Source organism: Streptomyces sp. NPDC051104, from assembly GCF_040682835.1.
GTDB lineage: Bacteria > Actinomycetota > Actinomycetes > Streptomycetales > Streptomycetaceae > Streptomyces > Streptomyces cynarae.
In genome coordinates, this window is sequence record NZ_JBFBBS010000018.1 from 34,895 (window position 1) to 54,378 (window position 19,484).

14 protein-coding genes and 1 pseudogene are annotated in these 19,484 nt (G+C 70.6%); 3 read left to right on the forward strand and 12 right to left on the reverse strand.

Features of this window, described 5'->3' with window-relative positions; translation table 11 throughout:
* The first annotated feature begins 3 nt into the window (after nt 1–3).
* The 3 genes from AB0N14_RS23680 to AB0N14_RS23690 all read left to right on the forward strand — a co-directional run bounded on the left by AB0N14_RS23680 (nt 4) and on the right by AB0N14_RS23690 (nt 3,618).
* A complete protein-coding gene (locus tag AB0N14_RS23680; RefSeq protein WP_366027698.1) occupies nt 4–519 on the forward strand; it encodes a PadR family transcriptional regulator in 516 nt (171 codons plus the stop codon).
* Entirely contained in the window at nt 516–1,274 is a 759-nt protein-coding gene (locus AB0N14_RS23685) for an ABC transporter ATP-binding protein (protein WP_366027699.1), read from the forward strand. The genes AB0N14_RS23680 and AB0N14_RS23685 overlap by 4 nt, the downstream gene beginning before the upstream one ends.
* A gap of 61 nt (nt 1,275–1,335) precedes the next feature.
* Nucleotides 1,336–3,618, forward strand: coding sequence for an FtsX-like permease family protein (locus AB0N14_RS23690; RefSeq protein WP_366027700.1), 2,283 nt, complete (start codon nt 1,336–1,338; stop codon nt 3,616–3,618).
* A 63-nt stretch (nt 3,619–3,681) separates the two neighbouring features.
* Here AB0N14_RS23690 and pgi read toward each other — a convergent pair whose 3' ends face one another.
* The 12 genes and pseudogenes from pgi to uvrC all read right to left on the reverse strand — a co-directional run bounded on the left by pgi (nt 3,682) and on the right by uvrC (nt 19,383).
* Nucleotides 3,682–5,334, reverse strand: coding sequence for a glucose-6-phosphate isomerase (pgi, locus tag AB0N14_RS23695; RefSeq protein WP_366027779.1), 1,653 nt, complete (start codon nt 5,332–5,334; stop codon nt 3,682–3,684).
* A gap of 153 nt (nt 5,335–5,487) precedes the next feature.
* A pseudogene (locus tag AB0N14_RS23700) lies at nt 5,488–6,678 on the reverse strand (MFS transporter); the annotation flags it as partial.
* Between the two features lie 233 nt (nt 6,679–6,911).
* Nucleotides 6,912–7,247 carry an RNA polymerase-binding protein RbpA gene (locus AB0N14_RS23705; protein WP_003957010.1) on the reverse strand — a complete coding sequence of 112 codons (336 nt, stop codon included), beginning with the start codon at nt 7,245–7,247 and terminating at the stop codon, nt 6,912–6,914.
* Between the two features lie 220 nt (nt 7,248–7,467).
* Nucleotides 7,468–7,704: a preprotein translocase subunit SecG gene (gene secG / locus AB0N14_RS23710; RefSeq protein ID WP_200423294.1), complete on the reverse strand. Its 237-nt coding sequence runs from the start codon at nt 7,702–7,704 to the stop codon at nt 7,468–7,470.
* Between the two features lie 98 nt (nt 7,705–7,802).
* On the reverse strand, nt 7,803–8,579 hold the full coding sequence (tpiA, locus tag AB0N14_RS23715) for a triose-phosphate isomerase (protein ID WP_366027701.1): 777 nt from the start codon (nt 8,577–8,579) through the stop codon (nt 7,803–7,805).
* A 3-nt stretch (nt 8,580–8,582) separates the two neighbouring features.
* Entirely contained in the window at nt 8,583–9,794 is a 1,212-nt protein-coding gene (locus AB0N14_RS23720) for a phosphoglycerate kinase (RefSeq protein WP_366027702.1), read from the reverse strand.
* Between the two features lie 177 nt (nt 9,795–9,971).
* The gene (gene gap, locus AB0N14_RS23725) at nt 9,972–10,979 is read right to left on the reverse strand and encodes a type I glyceraldehyde-3-phosphate dehydrogenase (RefSeq protein WP_366027703.1); all 1,008 of its coding nucleotides are present in this window, start codon (nt 10,977–10,979) and stop codon (nt 9,972–9,974) included.
* A 225-nt stretch (nt 10,980–11,204) separates the two neighbouring features.
* Entirely contained in the window at nt 11,205–14,159 is a 2,955-nt protein-coding gene (locus tag AB0N14_RS23730) for a M14 family zinc carboxypeptidase (RefSeq protein WP_366027704.1), read from the reverse strand.
* A 151-nt stretch (nt 14,160–14,310) separates the two neighbouring features.
* A complete protein-coding gene (whiA, locus tag AB0N14_RS23735) occupies nt 14,311–15,300 on the reverse strand; it encodes a DNA-binding protein WhiA (RefSeq protein WP_366027705.1) in 990 nt (329 codons plus the stop codon).
* Nucleotides 15,291–16,334 carry a uridine diphosphate-N-acetylglucosamine-binding protein YvcK gene (yvcK, locus tag AB0N14_RS23740; RefSeq protein ID WP_366027706.1) on the reverse strand — a complete coding sequence of 348 codons (1,044 nt, stop codon included), beginning with the start codon at nt 16,332–16,334 and terminating at the stop codon, nt 15,291–15,293. The genes whiA and yvcK overlap by 10 nt, the downstream gene beginning before the upstream one ends.
* Complete coding sequence (rapZ, locus tag AB0N14_RS23745) at nt 16,331–17,353, reverse strand: RNase adapter RapZ (protein ID WP_366027707.1); 1,023 nt, start codon at nt 17,351–17,353, stop codon at nt 16,331–16,333. Before rapZ ends, yvcK begins: the two co-directional genes overlap by 4 nt.
* Nucleotides 17,350–19,383 carry an excinuclease ABC subunit UvrC gene (uvrC, locus tag AB0N14_RS23750; protein WP_366027708.1) on the reverse strand — a complete coding sequence of 678 codons (2,034 nt, stop codon included), beginning with the start codon at nt 19,381–19,383 and terminating at the stop codon, nt 17,350–17,352. Before uvrC ends, rapZ begins: the two co-directional genes overlap by 4 nt.
* Nucleotides 19,384–19,484 lie beyond the last annotated feature (101 nt).

Consider the following 19,484-nt stretch of genomic DNA (forward strand, 5'->3'; position numbering starts at 1 on the left):
CGAGTGCGCCTGCCCCTCCTGGCACTCCTCGCGCGCGGCCCCGCCCACGGCTACGAGCTCAAACAGGACCTTGAGCAACTGCTGGGCTCCGCGTACCCTCAGCCGAACGTCGGCCAGATCTACGTGACCCTCGGCCGCCTCGAGAAGTCGGGACTGATCGAGGGCGAGGACGTCGAGCAGTCCAGCCGGCCCAACAAAAAGGTCTACCACCTCACAGACGCCGGGCGGGAGGCGCTGCACGCCTGGTTCGAGGAGACCGAGGACGAGCCGCGGGTACGGGACGAGTTCTTCATGAAGCTGGCGCTCGCCCCGCGGACCGGTCTCGCCGACCAGATCGCCCTGATCAACAAGCAGCGGCGCCAGTACCTCAACACCATGCGCGACCTGTCGAGACTGGCCGCCGCCGAAGACCGCGACAACCGTATCGCCCACCTGCTGATCGAGGGCGCGATGCTGCACCTGCAGGCCGACCTCGACTGGCTGGAGCGGTGCCAGGAGGAACTGGAGGAGCTGGGATGAGCGAGCGCCCCACTCCTCTGCTGCGCGCCGAGGGCCTGGTCAAGACCCACCACGGCGAGGGAGCCCCGGCGCACGCCGTGCGCGGGGTCGATCTCAGCCTGTCGCACGGTGAGTTCGTGGCGGTCACCGGCCCGTCCGGCGCCGGGAAGTCGACCCTGCTGCACCTGCTCGGCGGGTTGCAGCGACCCGACGGCGGCAGCATCTGGCTGGACGGCGAGCGCACCGACTCCTACAGCGAGGCCCGCTGGGCCGTAGAGCGCAGGAAGCGCATCGGGATCGTCTTCCAGTTCTTCAACCTGGTCTCCGACCTGTCGGTCGCGGACAACGTGGAGCTGCCCGCCCTGCTCGCCGGCGTGCCGCCGAAGCAGGCGCGGGCCGAGCGGGAGGCGCTGCTGGCCGAGCTGGGCCTGACAGGCAAGGAGCGCAGCATGCCGGGCGAGCTGTCCGGCGGCGAGCAGCAGCGGGTCGCGCTCGCCCGCGCCCTGGTCAACCATCCGCCGCTGCTGCTCGCCGACGAGCCCGCCGGCAGCCTCGACAGCAAGGGCACCCGCGAGGTGATGCGGCTGATGTCCCGCTTCCACCAGCGCGGCCAGACCATCCTGCTGGTCACCCATGACGCCCGGCTGGCGAGCGCCGCCGACCGCGTCATCAGCTTCTTCGACGGGCGGATCGTCGACGACGCCGAGCTGGACGCCACGCCGCCGCGCCGGGCCGGGACCTCTGGTGTGTCCGGCGTGCTGGAGTTGAAGGACTGAGTGCGGTGTACGACCACCTGACGTGCTCGGGCGCCCTCCCAGGGTCCAGGGGCTGAAGCCTGTGCGAGCCACCCTGCGCTGGGCGCACTCCGATCTGCGCACGCACCGCGGCGAGGCACTGTTCATGGTGCTCGCCACCGCCGGCATCGTCGCCTCCCTGCTGCTGGCCACGGCCCTGTTCGGGTACGCCACGAACCCCTGGCAGCGCATCTTCACGCAGGCGCGCGGCGCGCACGTGTGGATCCACACCGCCCGCTCCGCCGACGCGGCCGTCCTCGCCCACCTGGACGGCGTCGAATCCGTCGCCGGGCCCTACCCGACCGAGCCCGCCGCCCTCGCCTCCCGTGGCGCCCGCGCCTCCGTAGAGCTGCGTGCCACCCCCGGGCGGCCTTCCGTCGGCCGGCCGCTGCTCACCTCGGGACACTGGCTGGATCCCGCTGACCCGGGCGGCGTGGTGGTGGAGAGCCGGCTCGCCCGGGCGCTGCTGACCGAGCCCGGGGACACCCTGACGGTCGCCGGTACGGCCCGGACACTGACCGTGGTCGGGATCGCGGACAGCGCCGAACCCCGCTACCGCCCCGGTGAACAGCCCGGACTCGTCTGGGCCCTGCCGTCCGCCGTGCGCAATGCCGGCGGAGAGGTGACCGGGCTGCGCCTGTCCGACCCCGACGACACGGACTACGCCGTCCAGCGCGCCGTCACGGTGCTGGGAGCCGGCGCGGTCACCGAGGTCTCGACCTGGCAGCAGGCGCGGGCCGAGGCTCAGGGCGACAACCGGCTGCTGGGGCAGGTCCTCGGCCTGTTCGGTCTGGGTGCGCTGGTGGCCGCCGGATTCGCCGTGCACGGGGCGATCGGCACCCGGGTGCGGGGGCATCTGCGGGACATCTCGGTGCTGAAGGCGATCGGCTTCACCCCCGGCCAGGTTGTCCGCGTCTTCCTGCTCCAGCACCTGACCTACGCCCTGCTCGGCGCGGTGGCCGCGGCCGCCCTCACCCAGGGGCTGGGCCGCCGGATCCCGGGGCGCTTCGGGGACGCGGTCGGCGTGTGGCAGGGGCTGCCGGGACACACCGTGGCGCTGTTCGCCGTCCCGGCCGGAGCGGTGCTGTTCATCGCCGCCACCACCGGGCTCGCTGCCTGGCGGGCGGGACGGGTGCCTCCGGTGCCGGTGCCACGGCCGGCGGCACCGGCCGGCGGACGTCTGACGGCCCTGGCGCGCGGCGCCCTCGGTCTGCGGCTGCCGCCCGCGCTGGTCCTGGGCTGGCACCGGGCGTTCGCACGCCGCCCCCGGTCGCTGGCCACGGTCGCCCGGCTCGCCCTGCCGCTGCTGCTGATCGTGGTGGCGATGAGCGCGTGGACCACCATCGACCGCTTCCACTCGAGGCCCGACGAGGTCGGGCTCGCCACCGCCCTCACCGTGCGCCCCGACAGCGGTCTCGGCGAGGCGGCCGCACGCGCCCTGCTGGAACGCGACCGGCACGTCGCCGTCGCCTACCCGGGCGTCGAGGTGGCCGCCCTGGTGCCGGGCCAGACGGCCACCATCGCCCTGCGCGGCCTGGGCACCCACCAGAACCCCTACCCCTACGCCCTCGCCGAGGGCCGTCCCGCTCGGGGCCCCGACGAGGCCGTGGCCGGGCAGGGGCTGCTCGACCTGCTGGATGTGCGGGTCGGCGACTGGGTCCGGATGACGGTGGGCGACCAGCCGCAGATCCTGCACATCGTGGGCCGCAGCATCGAACCGGAGAACGCCGGCCGGGTCATCTCCACCTCGCTCGACACCCTCCGCGAGAACGACCCGGGCCTGCGTCCCACCCTCTACGAGCTCCGGCTGCGCCCGGGCGCCGACCCGCACCAGGTCGCCGGCGACCTGGCCAGGGCCGCCCACGGACACCTGGACGTGCACCCGGTGGCGAACCCGGCGGACGGTCTCTCACCGCTGCGCGGTGTCGTCGCCGGACTGATCGCCGTGCTCGCGCTCATCGGGATCGTCGAACTGCTGACCGCGATCGGCGGCACCGTCCGCGAGGGCGAACGGGATCTCCTTGCGCTCAAGGCGATCGGCCTGTCCCCACGGCAGATCACCGCGATCACGGTCACGGCCACCGCCTGTACCGCCCTGGCCGCGGTGGTCGTCGGTACGGCGCTGGGTCTGCCCCTCGCCCACTGGCTGATCGACGCCCAGGGCCGCTCCAGCGGTATCGGCGCCGGGCTGGCCCGGGGCCCCTCCCCCGTCCTCCTGCTGTTGTTCGGGGCCGCGGCCGTGGTGGGAGCCGCCGCGCTCGCCGCCCTGCCCGCGGCCCGCGCGGCCCGCCGCCGGCTCGCGGACACGTTGAGCGCGGTGGCCTGAGCACGATGGTCTGAGCCGGGAGCCGGGGACGGACGGCCGTGCCGCCCGCCTCCTGCCCTGGCTCTAACGACCGCGCCATTCCCGGTACTTGGCGACCAGGGCCTTGCTGGACTCGTCCAGGCCCGGTACTTCGGCGCCCTCGGTCAGCGCGGGCTCGACGCGCTTGGCGAGGACCTTGCCCAGCTCCACACCCCACTGGTCGAAGGAGTCGATGTTCCAGATCGCGCCCTGGACGAACACCTTGTGCTCGTAGAGGGCGATGAGCTGGCCGAGGACCGACGGGGTCAGCTCCTTGGCGAGGATGGTGGTGGTCGGGTGGTTGCCCTTGAACGTCTTGTGGGGCACCAGCTCCTCCGGCACTCCCTCCGCGCGCACCTCGTCCGGGGTCTTACCGAAGGCCAGCGCCTGGGTCTGGGCGAAGAAGTTCGCCATCAGCAGGTCGTGCTGGGCCTTCAGCTCGTCGGCGAGCTCGGCGACCGGGTTCGCGAAGCCGATGAAGTCGGCCGGGATCAGCTTGGTGCCCTGGTGGAGGAGCTGGTAGTAGGCGTGCTGCCCGTTGGTGCCCGGGGTGCCCCACACCACCGGGCCGGTCTGCCACTGCACCGGGTGCCCGTCGCGGTCCACCGACTTGCCGTTGGACTCCATGTCCAGCTGCTGGAGATACGCGGTGAACTTGGACAGATAGTGCGAGTAGGGCAGCACGGCGTGCGACTGGGCGTCGTGGAAGTTGCCGTACCAGATGCCCAGCAGGCCGAGGAGCAGCGGCACGTTGGACTCGGCGGGCGCGGTCCTGAAGTGCTCGTCGACGGTGCGGAAGCCGTCGAGCATCTCCCGGAAGCGGTCCGGGCCGATGGCGATCATCAGGGACAGGCCGATCGCCGAGTCGTAGGAGTAGCGGCCGCCGACCCAGTCCCAGAACTCGAACATGTTGGCCGTGTCGATGCCGAAGTCCTCGACCTTCTCGGCGTTCGTCGACAGTGCCACGAAGTGCTTGGCGACCGCCTCCTGGCCGGCCTTCAGCTCGCCCAGCAGCCACTTGCGGGCCGAGGTCGCGTTGGTGATCGTCTCGATCGTGGTGAACGTCTTGGAGGCGATGATGAACAGCGTCTCCGCCGCGTCCAGGTCGCGGGTGGCCTCGTGCAGGTCGGCGCCGTCCACGTTGGACACGAAGCGGACCGTCAGGTCGCGGTCGGTGTAGGCGCGCAGCGCCTCGTACGCCATCGCGGGGCCCAGGTCGGAGCCGCCGATGCCGATGTTGACGACGTTCTTGATCCGCTTGCCCGTGTGGCCGATCCACTCGCCCGACCGGACCCGGTTCGCAAAGTCGGTCATCTTGTCGAGCACCGCGTGCACCTTGGGCACCACGTTCTCACCGTCGACCTCGATCACCGCGTCCCGGGGCGCGCGCAGGGCGGTGTGCAGGACCGCGCGGTTCTCGGTGGTGTTGATCTTCTCGCCGCGGAACATGGCGTCGCGCAGCCCGAAGACGTCCCGCGCGGCGGCCAGCTCGCGCAGCAGCCGCAGCGTCTCGTCGGTGACCAGGTGCTTGGAGTAGTCGACATGCAGATCGCCGACCTGGAGGGCGTACCCGCTGCCGCGGCCCGGATCCGCCGCGAACAACTCGCGCAGCCGCACCTCGCCGAGCTCCTCGCGGTGCTTGGCCAGAGCGGTCCACTCGGGCGTCTGGTTGAGCCTGGTACGGCTGTCTGCGTTCATCTGAGGGTTCAGCCTTCTTCCTTGCCTGTGCTGCTGCGTAGCTCGCTCCGCTGCCGGTCCCAACCTAATTGATCCCGATGCGGCCTGACCTCTTGTCACGCCGTCCTCCGGGGCAACAACAGGTACGTCCGCCTTGCGCGCGTGTGTCAACGAGGTGACGGCTAGCGCGAAGAGCGCGGCGGCGAGCAGCGCGGGCCCGTTCAGCCCGTATGTCCGTGCCACGGCTCCGCCGAGCAGGGCGCCGAGCGGGGCGCCCGACGTGGAGGCGGTGCGGAAGGCGGCGGCGATACGGCCCATCATGGTCTCGGGGCTGCGGTGCTGCATCAGGGTGACCTGGTTGACGTTCCACACCATGCCCATGGCGCCGAACAGCAGCATGCCCGCGAGCAGCGCTCCCGTGTGGCGGACGGTCCCGATGAGCAGCAGGCATGCCGTCTGGACGACGCCGGCGACGAGCAGGGCGCGCAGGCGTCCGGTGCGGTGCGCGATCCGCTGGGCGGCGAGTCCACCGATGAGGCTGCCGGCCGAGTACGCCGTCATCGCGGCCGCGTATCCGGCGTCGCCCGCGTCCAGCCAGCGCGTCACGTGCAGCACCAGCGTGGCGATCAGGGCGCCCATGCCGACGTTGCACAGCAGCGTGGCCAGGCAGGCCGCGCGCAGCACCCGGTCCTGCCACAGGGCGCGCAGCCCTTCGCCGATCTCGGCACGCAGGGTGCTGCCGGACGGGCGCGGCTCCCGATCGGCCGACTCCGTCCGCAGGGAGGCGGCCAAGGCGGCGGCCAGCAGGAAGGTGCCCGCGTCGGCCGTGAAGGGCATGAACGCTCCGGCCGCCAGGAGCAGCGGCACGAACGGGCCCGCCAGCAGACCGCCCGCGAGCTGCTGTCCGGTCATGAGCCGGGCATTGGCGCTGCCCAGGGCCTCGCGGTCGACCAGGGAGGGCAGCAGAGCCGTGGAGGCGTTGTCGAAGAGGGTCTGGAGGGTGGTGAGCGTGAAGGCGAGGAGCAGCAGGAGCGGAATCGAGGCGTGCCCGAGCCCCACGGCGAGCGCGAAGGCCGCGACGAGCAGTCCGCGCACGGTGTCGACGGCCCACATCGCCCGTCGCTGGTCCACCCGGTCGGCCACGGCGCCGCCGAGCATCCCGAACAGCAGCCATGGGACATAGCCGCAGGCGGTGACCGAGGCGACGACGAGCGGTTCGTCCGTGAGCCGCACGGCGAGCAGGGGCAGCGCGGCCGTCCGCAGCGCGTCCCCGAACCGGGAGACCACGGCAGCTGTCCACAGCCGCCCGAACCCTCCACGCCACGCGGGCCGCCGTAGGGTGCCCGCCACCTCGACCGTTGCCATCGTCCCCCCTCACGATTCGCCGATGCACAAACCGTAGAGGGCACCACTGACAATCGGGCTGAGCTGCGGAAACAGGCCGCTCGGGACTCTCCGGAGCGCACCCCGTGCGGGCTGCCCCGGCCGTACGAGGCGCCGGGCCGCGGCCCGTGCGAGGGCCGTTCGGGTGGCACGCGCAACCGCGGTACCGAACGCACACCGGCCAAGTGCCCGCAGGCACCCGGTCGGTTCAACTCCTAGATTTCGCCCCGTAGTTTGGCGAGTGCCTCGGCGAGGATCGCCTCTCCGTCCGCGTCGCTGCGCCGCTCCCGTACATACGCGAGGTGCGTCTTGTACGGCTCGGTGCGCGGCGGGTCCGGCGGGTTGTCCCGGTCCTGTCCGGCCGGGAAGCCGCAGCGGGGGCAGTCCCAGGTGTCGGGAACCTGCGCGTCGCTGGCGAAGCTCGGCTGCGTCTCGTGCCCGTTGGAGCACCAGAAGGAGATGCGCAGACGCGGCGCGGACTCGCCGCGCTCGGCCTCGCCCATCGGCCCCGCCCCGACCCGGCTTCCTCGGATCGCGTTGCCACTTGCCACGGTCGTAACTCCCTGCGTGATGGTGCCGCGAAGCGAGTCGGCGTTTCGCTTCGCTGCGAGCGCCTCAGTCTACGTAAGGCCCAACGCGCGTCCAGTGATGGGAGTTACCCCCGCCCCCAGACGCAAGCCCCATGATAGGCCGGGTCCGAAGACCCGTACCGAACACGGGGCGTTACGTGCTTTATGTGCCTTTTATGCGGCCTGCCGAAGCCGGCCGACGCTAGTGGTTGGTCTTCATCAGGATGCCGAGCACCACGATGCAGGCGAGCCAGAGCAGACCGATCACGACGGTGATCCGGTCGAGGTTGCGCTCGGCGACCGACGAGCCGCCGACGGAGGACTGCATGCCGCCACCGAACATGTCGGAGAGGCCGCCGCCCTTCCCCTTGTGCATCAGCACCAGCAGCATCAGCAGCAGGCTGAAGACGATCAGGGCGATCGAGAACCCCAAAACCACGGCTGGACCAACTTCCTCGGATTCGGATGGACGACGGGGGCAGGGTGGCGGACCACCTTGCCCCCGCAAGAGTACGACGGATCGCCCCCGGGAAGCACTTACTGGTCGCGGAAGCGGACGATCTTGACGAACTCGTCGGCGTCGAGGGATGCGCCGCCGACCAGCGCGCCGTCGATGTCCGGCTTCGCCATGATCTCGGCTACGTTGCCGGACTTCACCGAGCCGCCGTACTGGATGCGCACCTTGTCGGCCACCTCCTGGGAGTACAGCTCGGCGATCTTGCCGCGGATCGCCGCGCAGACCTCCTGCGCGTCGTCGGAGCCGCAGACCTTGCCGGTCCCGATGGCCCAGACGGGCTCGTAGGCGATCACGACGGTCTCGGCCTGCTCGGCCGGGAGGTCCTTCAGACCGCCCTCGACCTGGGAGAGCGTGTGGGTGACGTGCTCGCCCGCCTCGCGGACCTCCAGCTCCTCACCGACGCACAGGATCGGGGTCAGACCGTGCTTGTAGGCGGCCTTGACCTTGGCGTTCACGAGCTCGTCGGTCTCGTTGTGGTACTGGCGGCGCTCGGAGTGCCCGATCACCACATAGGTGCACTTCAGCTTGGCCAGCATGGAGCCCGAGATCTCGCCGGTGTAGGCACCGGAGTCGTGCGCCGAGAGGTCCTGGGCGCCGTACTTGATCTTGAGCTTGTCCCCGTCGACCAGGGTCTGCACGGAGCGCAGGTCCGTGAAGGGCGGCAGGACGGCGACCTCGACGGCCTCGTAGTCCTTGTCCGCGAGGGCGAAGGCGAGCTTCTGGACGTGGGCGATGGCCTCGAGGTGGTTGAGGTTCATCTTCCAGTTGCCCGCCATCAGCGGCGTGCGCGTGCTCAAGGTTCAGTCCTCCAGTGCGGCGAGGCCGGGGAGCGTCTTGCCCTCGAGGTACTCGAGGGAGGCGCCGCCACCGGTCGAGATGTGACCGAATGCCGATTCGTCGAATCCCAGGATGCGGACGGCCGCGGCGGAGTCGCCGCCGCCGACCACGGTGAAGCCCTGGGAGTCGACGAGGGCCTGGGCGACCGCCTTGGTGCCCTCGGCGAAGTCGGGGTGCTCGAAGACGCCCATCGGGCCGTTCCAGAAGACGGTGGCCGCGTCGGCGAGCTTCGAGGCGTACAGCTTGCGGGTCTCCGGACCGATGTCCAGGCCCTCCTGGTCGGCCGGGATCGCGTCCGCGGCGACGACGGTGGGGTTGGCCGGGGCCTTGGTCTTCAGGTCCGGGAAGTCGGGCGAGACGATGGCGTCGACGGGCAGGACCAGCTCGACGCCGATCTTCTCGGCGCGCTCGATGTATTCCTGGACGGCCGGGATCTGGTCCTCCTGCAGCAGCGACTTGCCGACCTCGTAGCCCTTGGCCTTGAGGAAGGTGTAGGCCATGCCGCCGCCGACGAGGAGACGGTCGGCCTTGCCGAGCAGCTGGTCGATGACGGCCAGCTTGTCGGAGACCTTGGCGCCGCCGAGAGCGACGACGTAGGGCCGCTGGACGTCCTCGGTGAGCTTCTTCAGGACGCCGACCTCGGTGGCGATGAGGTAGCCGGCGTAGTGCGGCAGCCGGGCCGGGAGGTCGTAGACGGAGGCGTGCTTGCGGTGGACCGCCCCGAAGCCGTCGCTCACGTACACGTCGGCGAGTGCGGCGAGCTGGTCCGCGAACTCGCCGCGCTCGGTGTCGTCCTTCGACGTCTCGCCGGGGTTGAAGCGCAGGTTCTCGATGACCGCGACCTGACCCGGCTGGAGGCCGTCGACCGCGTCGTGGGCGGCGGGGCCGACGGTGTCCTGGGCGAACGCCACGGGCGCCCCGAGGAGTTCACCGAGGCGCTCGGCGGCGGGCAGCAGGGAGAAGGCCGGGTCCGGAGCGCCCTTGGGGCGGCCCAGGTGGGAGGCGACGACCACCTTGGCGCCCGCCTCCGCGAGGGCCTTGACGGTGGGCAGGACGGCACGGATGCGGCCGTCGTCGGTGATGAGGCCGTCGGCGAGCGGCACGTTGAGGTCGGCGCGGACGAAGACCCGCTTGTTGTCCACGCCTTCGGAGAGAAGTTCGTCGATCGTCTTCATGGGTCGGACTCCTGGGGAAAGCTCTTGATCGTACGAGGGCTGATCGGTCCGGACGGCCGGTCAGGGCCGATCGATCCGTGGGCGCGCCGGGGCTCGCCGCACGTGCGTCAGGGCTCGGGCATCGCGATCGTGCGCTGCCCGAGCCCTGCTACCGCATGGGATGCCTGCTTGGAGCGATCAGAGCTGGTTGCCGACGAAGACCGTCAGGTCGACGAGGCGGTTGGAGTAGCCCCACTCGTTGTCGTACCAACCGATGACCTTCACGTTCTTGCCCTCCTGGACCATGGTCAGGGAGGAGTCGAAGGTGCAGGAGGCCGGCTCGTTGACGATGTCGGAGGAGACGATCGCGTCCTCCGTGTACTCGAGCAGGCCCTTCAGCTCGCCCTCGGCGGCCTTCTGGAAGGCGGCGTTGACCTCTTCCTTGGTGACCTCGCGGGAGAGCTCGACGACCAGGTCGGTGACCGAGCCGGTCGGGACCGGGACGCGCATGGCGATGCCGTCCAGCTTGCCCTTCAGCTGCGGCAGGACCAGGGCGGTGGCCTTGGCGGCGCCGGTGGTGGTCGGGATGATGTTCTCCGCGGCGGCGCGGGCGCGGCGCAGGTCGCTGTGCGGGAAGTCCAGGATGCGCTGGTCGTTCGTGTACGCGTGCACCGTGGTCATCAGACCCTTGACGATACCGAAGTTCTCGTCGAGGACCTTCGCCATCGGCGCCACACAGTTGGTGGTGCAGGAGGCGTTGGAGATGACGTGGTGGTTCGCCGGGTCGTAGACGTCCTGGTTGACGCCCATCACGATGGTGACGTCCTCGTTCTTGGCCGGAGCCGAGATGATGACCTTCTTGGCGCCACCGGCGATGTGCTTCTCGGCGTCTTCCTTCTTGGTGAAGATGCCGGTCGACTCGATGACGATGTCGACGCCCAGCTCACCCCACGGGATGTCGGCGGGGTTGCGCTCGGACAGGACCTTGATGGTCCTGCCGCCGACGGTGATGGTGTCCTCGGTGTGGGACACCTCCTCCTTGAGGCGGCCGAGGATGGTGTCGTACTTCAGCAGGTGAGCGGTGGTCGCGGTGTCACCCAGGTCGTTGACAGCCACGATCTCGATGTCTGCACCCTGCTCCAGCAGCGCGCGGAAGTAGTTACGACCGATGCGGCCAAAGCCGTTGATGCCTACGCGGATCGTCACGAACCGATCTCCTCGTTGGTACGCCGGGTTCGACGCCGGCGAGCTGTATGGGATGTCCCCGACCGCCTACGACCCTACCTCCCTGAAGCTGCCGTGGTGACATCGAGATGCCTCATACGCGGCAGGGCGGCCCGTACCCGCCAGTAGGGGTACGGACCGCCCGGGCACGAAGGCCCCGCCACTCGTTCCGGCGACATGGGACCAACTGCCGTTGACTACCTGCCGTCAGAGGCCGAGCGCGTTGAGTGCCTTGCCGATCAGGGCCGTCCGGCCGGCCGCGGAGGTCAGGTGCTCCAGGCCGAAGCCGAGCAGCACCGTGCGGTCCGTGGTGACCGCTCCGTAGGTGCTGAACAGGGTTCCGGTGCGCGCCCAGTCCTTGAGGACGGCCGGGCTGCCGGCGGGCGGTCCCGCCACGTGCCAGGCTCCGAGGGACGTCTCGAAGCCCTCCGTCTCGACGGCCGTGCCGCCGACGACGAGCGAGGCCTCGTCGGCGAGGACGCCGTGGCCGCCGGTGCCCGGGTCGGTGAGGTAGCTCAGCGAGACCTCGACCGTCTTCCCGGCGTACGCGCTCAGGTCGAAGCTGACCTGTTGCCAGCCGTTGGACGCGCCGGTCAGGCTGTGCCACGCGCCGGTGGTGCCTTTCGCGCTACAGCCGCCCGACGCCACGGTCAGATAGTGCTTGAGCCAGGGGTGCTCGCCCACCAGGAACCCGGCCTCGCAGTCCGCCGGCACGGCGTCGCTCGTGGCGCCGCCGGCCTCCGGCAGCGTGGTCCAGTCGTCCGCCCCGACGGTGTGGACCTCGACCAGGGCGTGGTCGTAGCCCGGTTCGGTGTCCCACAGCAGCCGGGTCCGCAGGGTGGGTGTGTCGCCCGCGCTCACCTTGGTGAGGTCGACGGTGCGGGTGAGCCGCTTGTAGGCGTTGTCGGTGTGGGCGGCCGCGGCCATGTACGAGCCCGCGTAGGGCTGGTACGGGTTGGCCGCCCCGGTGAACAGGCCCGCCCCCGCACTGGCGAACTGGGGGTGCTTGTCCGCGGGCAGTTCCTCGGAGGTGACGCCGTACGCCCCGGCCTTGTCCAGCGGGTTGCCGGGCGCGTCGCCGAGGCCTGCGGTGATGCCGCCGAGCTTGCCGGAGCCGGCGAATCCGGTGACCCCCGGCGCCGGCGTACGCGAGTAGGCGCCGAGGTAGTACTGGCTGAAGTCGTCCGAGAGGTTGCCGTCGCCGAGGTCGACGGTACCGCCCGCCTGCTCCCCCGCCTCGATCAGCTTGCCGCCCTCGTTGAGGTAGGCGCGCAGCTGGAGCTGGGTGGCGTTGCCCGGGACACTCGCGCCCGTGTAGTGGACGACCGCCTTGAAGTGGTGGAGCACCCCGAGCACGTCGGGCGCGCCCTGGGTGGCGACGTCCCAGACGATCGCCTTGCGGCCCGCTGCCTTCAGGGCGTCGACGTAAGTCTGGGCCTGGGTGGCCTTGACGCCCTCCTCGGCGACGACGAGGACGTCCGCCTTGGGCCGCTCGGCCACGGTGTAGGTGAAGTGCTTGCCGGCCGTCTTCCGCCCGCCGCGGGTCTCGCCGGTGAACCAGACCTCGACCTTGTCGCCCGGGTCGCCGCCTCGGACCTTGGCCCGGTACTCGTCGAAGTAGAGGTTGTCGTCACCGCCGTAGGTCTCCCCGCCCTTCCAGGGCCTGAGCGCCCGGCTCTCGACGCGGCCGCCGTTGACGCGGTACTTCAGCTCCTTGTCGCGTACGGACTTGCGTACGACGACGGAGACCTCCTGGTCGGCGCCGCGCGCGTAGGAGGTGGAGAACGCCGCCGGGGTGAAGTCGGGTGCGTCGATGCCGACCGAGGAGGACGGCCGATCCGGGTGGGAGGCGGTCTCGGCGACGGAGAGCGCGAACGGGATGTTCTTCTGGAACTCCTGCTGGATCAGATTCTCGTCGTCGGGGAAGTTGAAGACGGACTCGCAGTCGGCGGCGTTCCACGCGTCGTTCGGGTCGATGCCTGACGCGGTCTGGCAGGTGGACATCTCGGGGGTGAACATCGCCATGCCGTTGACGTTCGACGCGTGGCCGTCCGCCTCGCCGTTGGTGGTGTACAGCTCCGAGGACACCTGCGAGCGGTAGCCGGGGATCGCGGGCTTGTCCGGGGTGCCGGCCAGCGCCTTGTAGAGAACGTCGTCGGGGGTCGGGGTCGCCACCTGCCAGCCGACGCCGTAGAGAAGCAGTTCGGCGGCGGAGTGGTAGTTGATGCCGTACCTGAATCCGATGCGCTTCTCGAAGCTGTCGAGCGCCCGGGTCTCGGGCTCGGACTCGGGGCTCGCGCCGCGGTAGGTCTCGCTGGTGGGCAGGGGGGACGAACCCTCGTCGTCGTAGCCCCACTTGTAGGCGAAGTTGCGGTTGAGGTCGACTCCGTCGCCGACGCCGATCACGCCGTCGCCGTTGACGTCCCGCAGGTTCTTGCGCCACAGACGGGTGTCCGGGCCCTTGAACGTGTAGTCGTAGCCGTCCGGGTTGGCCGAGAGGACGAACCACAGTTCGGTGGAGTCGACGATCTTCTTGATGCGCTTGTCCGTGGCGTAGTGGTCCAGGTAGTAGTGCATCAGCCGGCGGGTCATCTCCGGAGTGATCCACTCGCGTGCGTGCTGGTTGGACATGTACAGCACGGAGGGCTTGGAACCGTCCCTGGACCTCCTCGCGTTCCTGGTCAGTTTGAGCGCGAGAATGTCCTGGCCGTTGATCGTCCTGCCGAGGGAGACGACCTTGGTGAGACCGGGGTGGGCCTGGCCCGTTCTCACGATCTCTTCCTTCAGACCGCCGCTGCCGCTGTACGGGCGGAACACGCCCTGGGCCGCGTTCTCGACGCGCGTCTCGGCCTTGGCCGACAGTGTGTGTTCGGTGAGGCGGACGCCCTGCTTCCTGAGTTTCCCGGCCTGCTTCCCGGTGAGGTAGACCTCGACGGTGCTCCGGCGGCTGCCAGTCACCTGTTCGCCGAGTTCGTGGCCGTCCTGGCCCGCCTCCAGCAGCAGGGGTATCTGCTTCTCGGTGACCTCGGCGCGGAAGACTCTGACCTCGTCCGGGTCCGGTGTGGAGGACGTCCCGCTCTGTGCCTGGGCGATGGGTGCGAGGCCCGCTGCACCGAGCAGGAGTGTGCCGACAGCGAGGATCGATCTCGCTCTGTGTCTCATGGATCCCCCTAGCGATGGTTCGCCACAGCGGCGAATCAGGTGCCAGGCTCATGACAATCCATGATCGAGTCAAGGGCGCCTCAAGGACGGCCAAAAGCCGGTGGCGACGCCTCAAGTGGGCGTCGCCACCGGCCTGTTGCGGCTTACCGGGTCACCCCACCATGTTGTCCGCCATCTCCTCCGTGAGATTGGACTCCGTGCCCGGGATGCCGAGGTCCGAGGCGCGCTTGTCGGCCATCGCCAGCAGCCGGCGGATACGGCCCGCGACCGCGTCCTTGGTCAGCGGGGGGTCGGCGAGGGCGCCCAGCTCCTCCAGCGATGCCTGCTTGTGCTCCATGCGCAGCCGGCCCGCGGCCGCGAGGTGCTCGGGGACCTCGTCGCCGAGGATCTCCAGGGCGCGCGCCACCCGTGCGCCGGCGGCGACCGCGGCGCGGGCCGAGCGGCGCAGGTTGGCGTCGTCGAAGTTGGCGAGGCGGTTGGCCGTGGCGCGGACCTCGCGACGCATCCGCCGCTCCTCCCAGGCCAGCACCGACTCGTGCGCGCCGAGGCGGGTCAGCAGGGCGCCGATCGCGTCGCCGTCCCGTACGACCACGCGGTCCACGCCGCGCACCTCGCGGGCCTTCGCGGCGATCGACAGCCGCCGGGCGGCACCCACCAGGGCGAGCGCGGCCTCGGGGCCGGGGCAGGTGACCTCCAGGGACGACGAGCGGCCGGGCTCCGTCAGCGAGCCGTGCGCCAGAAACGCGCCGCGCCAGGCCGCCTCCGCGTCACACGTGGCCCCGGAGACCACCTGCGGGGGCAGGCCGCGGATCGGGCGGCCCCGGCCGTCCACGAGGCCGGTCTGGCGGGCCAGCTGGTCACCGCCCGCCACCACCCGCACCACGTAGCGGGAGCCGCGGCGCAGACCGCCGGGCGCCATCACGATCAGCTCGGAGCTGTGACCGAAGATCTCCAGGATGTCCCGCTTCAGCCGTCGGGCCGCCATCGCCGTGTCCAGCTCCGCCTCGATCACGATGCGGCCGCTGACCAGGTGGAGTCCGCCCGCGAACCGCAGGATCGCCGAGACCTCCGCTTTCCTGCAGCAGGTCCGGGTGACGGGAAGCCGGGAGATTTCGTCCTTCACCGCTGCCGTCATCGCCATGGGCCGATCCTTCCATGCATCCGAAAAATACGGTCGTACGCGGCGGCCAACAGCTCCGGGTCGTGCCGCGGGGTTCCGTCGGTCCGGGCCACCGGGGCCAGCTCGACCGCGGCACCGAACCGCTGGGCGGCCTCGGTCAGCAAGGCGCGGTCGAGCACGGCGGCCTGGTCGGCCAACACCACATCCAGGGCGAGTTTAGGGGCGTGTCGTCCCAAAACCTCCAAATGACGCTGCGGGGAGAAGCCGTCAGTCTCTCCGGGCTGCGGGGCGAGGTTCAGGGAGAGGATCCGGCGCGCCTTCGTCTCGACGAGGGCGTCCAGGAGTTCGGGCACGAGCAGATGCGGGATCACCGAGGAGAACCAGGACCCGGGCCCGAGCACCACCCAGTCGGCGTCCAGGACCGCTTCTACGGCCTCCGGGACGGCGGGCGGGTCGTTCGGCACCAGGTGCACGGACTGCACCTCGCCCGGGGTGAGCGCGACGGTCGCCTGTCCCCGTACGGTGTCGATCTCGTCCGGGCGCTCCGGGTCGTGGCCCTTGACCAGCGCCTGGAGTTCCAGTGGCACGGCGGACATGGGGAGCACCCGGCCATGGGCACCCAGCAGCCTGCCGACCAGGTCCAGGGCCTGGACGTGGTCGCCGAGCTGCTCCCACAGGGCCACGATCAGCAGGTTGCCGACCGCGTGGTCGTGCAGGTCGCCCTTGGACTGGAAGCGGTGCTGGATGACGCGGGCCCAGGTCTGGCCCCAGTCGTCGTCGCCGCACAGCGCGGCCAGCGCCTTGCGCAGGTCCCCGGGCGGGAGCACGCCCAGCTCGTCGCGCAGACGCCCGCTGGAGCCGCCGTCGTCGGCGACGGTGACGACGGCGGTGAGGTCGCCGGTGATCCGGCGCAGCGCGGCGAGCGAGGCGGACAGACCCATGCCGCCGCCGAGGGCGACCACCTTGGGCTGGGCGCCACGGCGGCGCGCCCGGCCGCCACGGCCCTCGGGCACCACTCGGCGCAGCCTGCTCAGCCGCAGAGTACGTCCGGTCACTCGCGCCCCATGTCCCGGTGCACGACCACGGTCTCCACTCCCTCGGCGGCCAGTCGGGCGGCCAGCTTCTCCGACATGGCGACGGAGCGGTGCTTGCCGCCGGTGCAGCCGATGGCGATGGTCACGTAGCGCTTGCCCTCGCGGCGGTACCCGGCCGCGATCAGCCGCAGCAGCTCGGCGTAGCGGTCGAGGAACTCCTTGGCGCCGGGCTGGTTGAAGACGTACGCGGCCACCTCCTCGTTGAGGCCGGTGTAGGGGCGCAGCTCCGGTACCCAGTGCGGGTTGGGCAGGAAGCGCATGTCGGCGACGAGGTCGGCGTCGACCGGGAGGCCGTACTTGAAGCCGAAGGACATGACGGTGGCCCTCAGCTCGGGCTCCTCCTCCCCGGCGAACTGGGCGTCCATCTTGGCGCGCAGCTCGTGCACGTTCAGGCTGGAGGTGTCTATCACGAGGTCGGCGTCGCCGCGCAGCTCGCGCAGCAGCTCGCGCTCGGCGGCGATGCCGTCGACGATGCGGCCGTCGCCCTGGAGGGGGTGCGGGCGGCGCACGGACTCGAAACGGCGCACCAGGGCCTCGTCGGAGGACTCCAGGAAGACGATTCTCCGGGTGACGTTCTTCGCCTCCAGGTCCGCGAGGGACTCGCGGAGGTTGTCGAAGAAACGGCGGCCTCGGACGTCGACGACGACCGCGATCCGGGCGACGTTGCCCTGGGAGCGGGCGCCCAGCTCCACCATGGTGGGGATCAGGGCGGGCGGCAGGTTGTCGACGACGAACCAGCCGAGGTCCTCCAGACACTTGGCGGCCGTCGAACGGCCGGCGCCGGACATGCCGGAGATGATCACCAGCTCGGGGATGGCCGCCTCGGGGATCCCGGCCGTTTCACTGCCCGTACTCACCTGTGCTCCGTTGTCCTGGGCGGCCTGCTGCCGCCCCTGGTCCTCGCCCGACTCCCTGGGATCCGGGTGATCCGGCTGGTTCAGCGCCGGTCGTTCTTCTGCGTGCTGGTCGTGCTCGGTCATGTCTCCTGCCCCCGTCGCTCGTGCGGGGCGCCCGTGGACACGGGTTCCCCGGAGGAACCCGCCGTCGTAACGGGTTCCTCCTCTTCCATGATCTCTCCAGTCGCCGTGTTGACGGCGGGTGCGGCCGGGGCCGCCTGGGCGAGGGTCACGGCGATGGTCTCGGCCGTCTTGCGGCCGATGCCGGGAACCTCCTGAATCTGGTCGACTGTCGCGGAACGCAGTCTCTTCACCGAGCCGAAGTGCTTGATCAGCGCCTGCTTGCGGGTCTCGCCGAGACCCGGCACGTCGTCCAGGGGGCTCGACCTGAGGCGCTTGGTCCGCTTGCTGCGCTGGTAGGTGATCGCGAAGCGGTGGGCCTCGTCCCGGACCCGCTGGAGCATGTAGAGACCCTCGCTGGTGCGGGGCAGGACCACCGGGTCCTCCTCGTCCGGCAGCCACACCTCCTCCAGCCGCTTGGCGAGGCCGCACACGGCGATGTCGTCGATGCCGAGCTCGTCCAGGGCCCGCCGGGCCGCGGCGACCTGCGGCTGCCCGCCGTCGACGACGACGAGCTGCGGCGGGTAGGCGAACCGCTTGGGCCGCCCGTCGTCCTCGGTGAGCGCCTCGCCGTCCGCCCACTCCCCCGTCTTCTCCTTCTCGGCCAGGTAGCGCCGGAAGCGGCGGGTGATCACCTCGTGCATGGACCGGACGTCGTCCTGCCCCGCGAAGCCCTTGATCTGGAAGCGGCGGTACTCGCTCTTGCGCTGCAGCCCGTCCTCGAAGACGACCATGGAGGCCACGACGTCCTCGCCCTGCAGGTGCGAGATGTCGTAGCACTCGATCCTCAGGGGGGCGCTGTCCAGGTCGAGGGCGCCGGCGATCTCCTCCAGGGCGCGCGAGCGGGTGGTCAGGTCGGAGGCCCGCTTGGTCTTGTGCAGCGCGAGCGCCTGCTGGGCGTTGCGCTGCACGGTCTCCATCAGCGCCTTCTTGTCGCCGCGCTGCGGGATGCGCAGCGACACATTCGACCCACGGCGGCCGGTGAGCCAGTCCTGGACGGGCTCTATCGGGTCGGGCAGCGCCGGGACGAGGACCTCCTTGGGCACCGAGTCGCCCGTCTCGTCGCCGTAGAGCTGCTGGAGGGCGTGCTCGACGAGGGCGCCGGTGGTGATCTCCTCGACCTTGTCGGTGACCCAGCCGCGCTGGCCGCGCACGCGTCCGCCGCGCACGTGGAAGATCTGCACGGCTGCTTCGAGTTCATCCTCGGCGACCGCGATGAGGTCGGCGTCGGTCGCGTCCGTGAGCACGACCGCGTTCTTCTCCATGGCCTTCTTCAGGGCCTCTATGTCGTCGCGCAGTCGGGCGGCCCGCTCGTACTCCATCTCCTCGGCCGCCTCCATCATCTGCTTCTCCAGACGACGGAGGTACGTCCCCGTGCGGCCCGCCATGAAGTCGCAGAACTCCTCGGCCAGTTCGCCGTGGTCCTCGGGGGAGATCCGGCCCACACAGGGCGCGGAGCACTTGCCGATGTAGCCGAGCAGGCAGGGGCGGCCGGTGCGGGCCGCGTTCTTGAAGACGCCGGTCGAGCAGGTGCGTACGGGAAAGACGCGCAGCAGCAGGTCCACGGTGTCGCGGATCGCCCAGGCGTGCGAGTACGGCCCGAAGTACCGCACGCCCTTGCGCTTCTGGCCGCGCATCACCTGCACGCGCGGGAACTCCTCGTTCATCGTCACCGCGAGGTACGGGTAGCTCTTGTCGTCGCGGTACTTGACGTTGAACCGGGGGTCGAACTCCTTGATCCAGGTGTACTCCAGCTGCAGGGCCTCCACCTCCGTGGACACCACGGTCCACTCCACGGACGCGGCCGTGGTGACCATGGTGCGGGTGCGCGGGTGGAGGTTCGCCAGGTCCTGGAAGTAGTTCGCCAGGCGCTGACGCAGGCTTTTCGCCTTTCCGACGTAGATCACCCGGCGGTGCTCGTCACGGAACCTGTAGACCCCGGGAGAGTCCGGGATCTCTCCTGGCTTGGGGCGGTAGCTGGAGGGGTCGGCCATGTCTCACACCCTACTGGCGGGGGCCGACAGCGCGGCGCCCCTGTGGACAGCGGCCGGGGTGCGCCAGAGGCCGGATCGACCGGGACGTCCCGGCTGACGGC